This is a genomic window from Pseudonocardia sp. D17, assembly GCF_036984265.1.
Classification (GTDB): Bacteria; Actinomycetota; Actinomycetes; order Mycobacteriales; family Pseudonocardiaceae; genus Pseudonocardia; species Pseudonocardia benzenivorans.
In genome coordinates this window covers 304,919-308,589 of the sequence record NZ_BPRG01000141.1, presented here as the reverse complement: position 1 = coordinate 308,589, position 3,671 = coordinate 304,919, and the positions used below count along the sequence as shown (strand labels likewise).

General features: G+C 72.1%; 4 protein-coding genes. 2 read left to right on the top strand and 2 right to left on the bottom strand.

Translation table 11 applies throughout. The features are described from left to right. Positions 1–190 (bottom strand): leucine zipper domain-containing protein (locus PSD17_RS23045; protein ID WP_445261033.1); only part of this gene is annotated, 190 nt, incomplete at its 3' end. 180 nt (positions 191–370) lie between these two features. Then, positions 371–2,044, bottom strand: a complete 1,674-nt coding sequence (locus tag PSD17_RS23040) for a purine-cytosine permease family protein (protein ID WP_339124477.1) — start codon at positions 2,042–2,044, stop codon at positions 371–373. A 296-nt stretch (positions 2,045–2,340) separates the two neighbouring features. Here PSD17_RS23040 and PSD17_RS23035 point away from each other — a divergent pair, with 296 nt between their 5' ends. Both PSD17_RS23035 and PSD17_RS23030 read left to right on the top strand, forming a co-directional pair. Then, positions 2,341–2,781, top strand: coding sequence for a hypothetical protein (locus PSD17_RS23035; protein WP_132975776.1), 441 nt, complete (start codon positions 2,341–2,343; stop codon positions 2,779–2,781). Further along, positions 2,778–3,671, top strand: an 894-nt coding sequence (locus PSD17_RS23030) for an ATP-binding protein (protein WP_339124476.1), incomplete at its 3' end; no start/stop codon positions are given. The genes PSD17_RS23035 and PSD17_RS23030, both read left to right, overlap by 4 nt.

The window sequence follows — 3,671 nt, the reverse complement described above, 5'->3', positions numbered from 1 at the left end:
GCCGCTCGATCCGGGCCTCCAGCTCCGGCGGGGTACGCCGCGGCGAGCGGCGGGGCCGCGAGGAACGCTCGACCAGCCCGGCCTCCCCCTCGGCGCGCCAGCGGGTGTGCCACTTGTGCAGGCCTGCCGGGAGATCCCGGCCTCGGCGGCGACGTGGGCTTTCGGGCGGCCGGCGTCGACACGCAGACACAACCGGCGCTTGCCTTCCATGGTCAGCGGGGCATTACGGTGCGGCATTGAGGACCTCCGGGGTCCGACGGTGTGGTTCCTCGACAGCTCCACACCTCGCCCGGAGGTCCTCCCTACATCAAGATCATCCGCCCTGGCGTGTCTACTCCCGCCGCGTCACCAACCTCCGTAGGTGGGACACCTAGCTGCGCGGACGCACCGGGTCGGTGGCGGGGAGCACGTGGTCACCGACGCGGTCGGTGCTCAGGCACAGCGAGCACACGTACGCGTCATGGGTGTGACAGGCCGCGACGTCGGGACGCTCGAAGTCCTGCCGGCACACGTGACAGTGCAGCGTCTCCCCCGACGGGTTGCCGTGCTCGTCGTACATCGGCAGCTCGATCCCGTCGTCGGTGCGCCGGAGGTAGTAGCGCCCACGCGTGGCGACGGCGATGACGGGCGGCAGGACCAGCGCCAGCCCGATGGCCACGAGCGGGGAGAACGGCTGCACCGCGGCGCCGAGGCCGCCGAAGAACGCGACGATCGACACCCCGGCCGAGACGATCATCGACCCGAAGCCGACTGGGTTGACCGCGTAGAGCATGCCGCGGCGGAACTCGGGCTCCTTCGGCGAGAGTTTGAGCAGGTACTTGTTGATCGCGATGTCGGACGCGACGACCACGACCCACGACATCCCGCAGTTGGCGTAGAAGCCGAGGATGGTGTTCAGGAAGTCGAACATGTTCGCTTCCATCAGCACGAGCGCGATCGCCAGGTTGACACCGAGGAACACGAGCCGCCCCGGGTAGCGCCTGGTCACCCGAGTGAACGAGTTCGTCCAGGCCAGCGAGCCCGAGTAGGCGTTCGTCACGTTGATCTTGATCTGGCTGATGACGACGAGGACGACCGCCAGCGTCATGGCCGCCCACGGCGGCATGATGTCGCGGTAGATCTCCAGGAACTGGTGGACGGGCTGGTTCGCGACGGCAGCCCCGCCCGTCACGTTGGCGATGATGTAGACGGCCAGGAACAGCCCGACGACCTGCTTGACCGCACCGAAGAGCACCCAGCCCGGACCGGCCAGCACCATCGCCGTCCACCAGCGCCGCCGGTTCTCGGGCGTGCGGGGCGGCATGAAGCGCAGGTAGTCGATCTGCTCGGCGATCTGGGCGATCAGCGACAGGCAGACGCCCGCAGCCAGCATCACCGCGCCGAGGCTCGGTGCGCCGTTGCCGTCCTCCCCCTGGTAAGCGAAGAAGGTGGCCACCGAGTCGGGGTGGCTCACGAGCAGGTAGACGAAGGGCGCGACCATCAGGACCAGCCACAGCGGCGTCGTCCACAGCTGGAGCTTGGACAGCAGCGACATCCCGTAGACGACGAGCGGGAAGATGATCAACGTGCTGAGCGCGTAGCCGAGCCAGAGCGGCAGCCCGAGGCCGAGCTGCAGCCCCTGGGCCATGATCGAACCCTCGAGTGCGAAGAAGATGACGGTGAACGTCGCGAAGATGACGTTCGTGACGACCGAGCCGTAGTAACCGAAGCCGCTGCCCCGGGTGATCAGGTCGAGGTCGAGGTTGTAGCGCGCGGCGTAGTAGGCCAGCGGGAAACCCGTCGCGAAGATCACGACGGCAAACACGAGGATGCCCCACAGGGCGTTGGTCGTGCCGTAGGAGATGCCGATGTTGGCGCCGATCGCGAAGTCCGCCAGGTAGGCGATGCCGCCCAGGGCCGAGACCGCGACGACGCCCGTCGACCACCTGCGGTAGCTGCGCGGGGCGAAGCGGAGCGTGTAGTCCTCGAGCGTCTCGCGTGCGGCGCCGGCGGGTTCGACGGGCTCCGGCCCGGTCCCGGTCGTCTCGGTGATCTCCTGGGTCAACGCGGGCCCCCCGATCGTCGGACTGCCGGATCTTTCCGGCTCGCCGACCGATGCTGCGTTCCCGCACGGTTCACCGGGTTTCCCGGCAATGACGTATTGGTGTCGCATCCGGACATATCGTGACGACCCCGTCACGTCGCGTTCCGGCGCTGCACCCGAACGGGTGTGCTCAGCCACGATCGTGGCGAGCGGCGCCCGGGTAAGGGGGTCGCAGGCCGCGGGTAAGGGCCCCGGACGCCGGTCGTCGACGTCGCTGCCCGATGCCGCGGGCCCCACCTCAGCACGATCGTCGAGACATGTTCGTGAGCCATCACCTCGACGCGGAGATCTTCCTCCACCGTGACCGGCTCCTCGCCGACGCCGAGGAGTTCCGGCTCGCCCGGCTCGCCCGGGCCGCCCGCAGGAGACGGCGGCGGGCGGCGACCACGGACCCCGCCCCTGCCGCCGCGCTCGCCCCGGCCGCGGACATCGGCCCGGCCACCGAGCCCGGTCCGACCGCGGCCGTCGCGGCCCCGGCGACACCGGGTACCCGGGTCGGCCCCGGCCCGCCGCCCGCGCCCGGCACCCGCCCGGCCCCGGCACACGGCGGTGCCCCCGCCGCGCCGCGCGGCGCACCGGACGCGATCGACGCAGGCGCCGTGCACGACGCAGACCGCGCACACGTCACGGATCGGACCGACGGCGCTCGCCCAGCGCGAAACGAGGACGCGGATCGTCGGAGTGCCGTGCGAGCATGACCGGCGTGGCGCGGCTGGGAACGGGGACCCCGCTGGTCGGCCGCCGCGACGAGCTGCGGTCGCTGTCGGCAGCGCTCGACGCGGCCGCGGCCGGCTCGGCCGGTGCCGTGCTGCTCGCCGGTGAGGCGGGCGTGGGCAAGACCCGCCTGATCGCCGAGGCGGTCGGCCGCGCGCAGGCCGCGGGGTTCGTCGTGCTCACCGGCCGCTGCCTGGACACCGGCGAGGCGACGCTGCCGTACCTGCCGTTCACCGAGGCCCTCCGCGGGCTGGCCGCCGACCGGCCCGAGCTCGTCGACGCGCACCCGACGCTGCACCGGCTGCTCCCCGGCTCGCGCCCCCGCGAGGAAGTCACGGCGGGTGAGCGCGACCTCGGCCAGCTGCGGGTGTTCGACGCGGTGCTGTCGGTCCTCTCGGAGCGGTCCGCGCAGGACCCGTTGCTGCTGGTGCTCGAGGACGTGCACTGGGCCGACACGTCCAGCCGCGACCTCCTGTTCTTCCTCGTGTCCCGGCTGGGCGGGCAGCGGATGCTCGTACTGGCCAGCTACCGCGGCGACGACCTGCATCGCCGGCACCCCCTGCGCCCGCTGCTGGCCGAGCTGGTCCGGCTGCCCGCGGTCACCCGGATCGACCTCGCCGCGCTCGGCACCGCCGACGCCGAGCAGCTCGTCCGGGTGCTCGCCGACGGCACCCTGTCCGACGCGTCCGTCGCCCGCATCGCGCGGCGCAGCGAGGGCAACGCGTTCTTCGCCGAGGAACTGGTCTCGGCATCCGACGAGGGTGTCCCGGACGGGCTGGCCGAGGTCCTGCTCGCCCGGCTCGACCGGCTCACGCCCGGTGCCCGCCGGGTGCTGCGCGCGGCGGCCGTCGCGGGGCGCCGCGTCCGGCACGAG

What these genes read in the sequence shown, in the direction of transcription:
- PSD17_RS23035 (WP_132975776.1), top strand. Translation starts at nt 2,341, where the DNA reads ATGTTCGTGAGCCATCACCTCGACGCGGAGATCTTCCTCCACCGTGAC.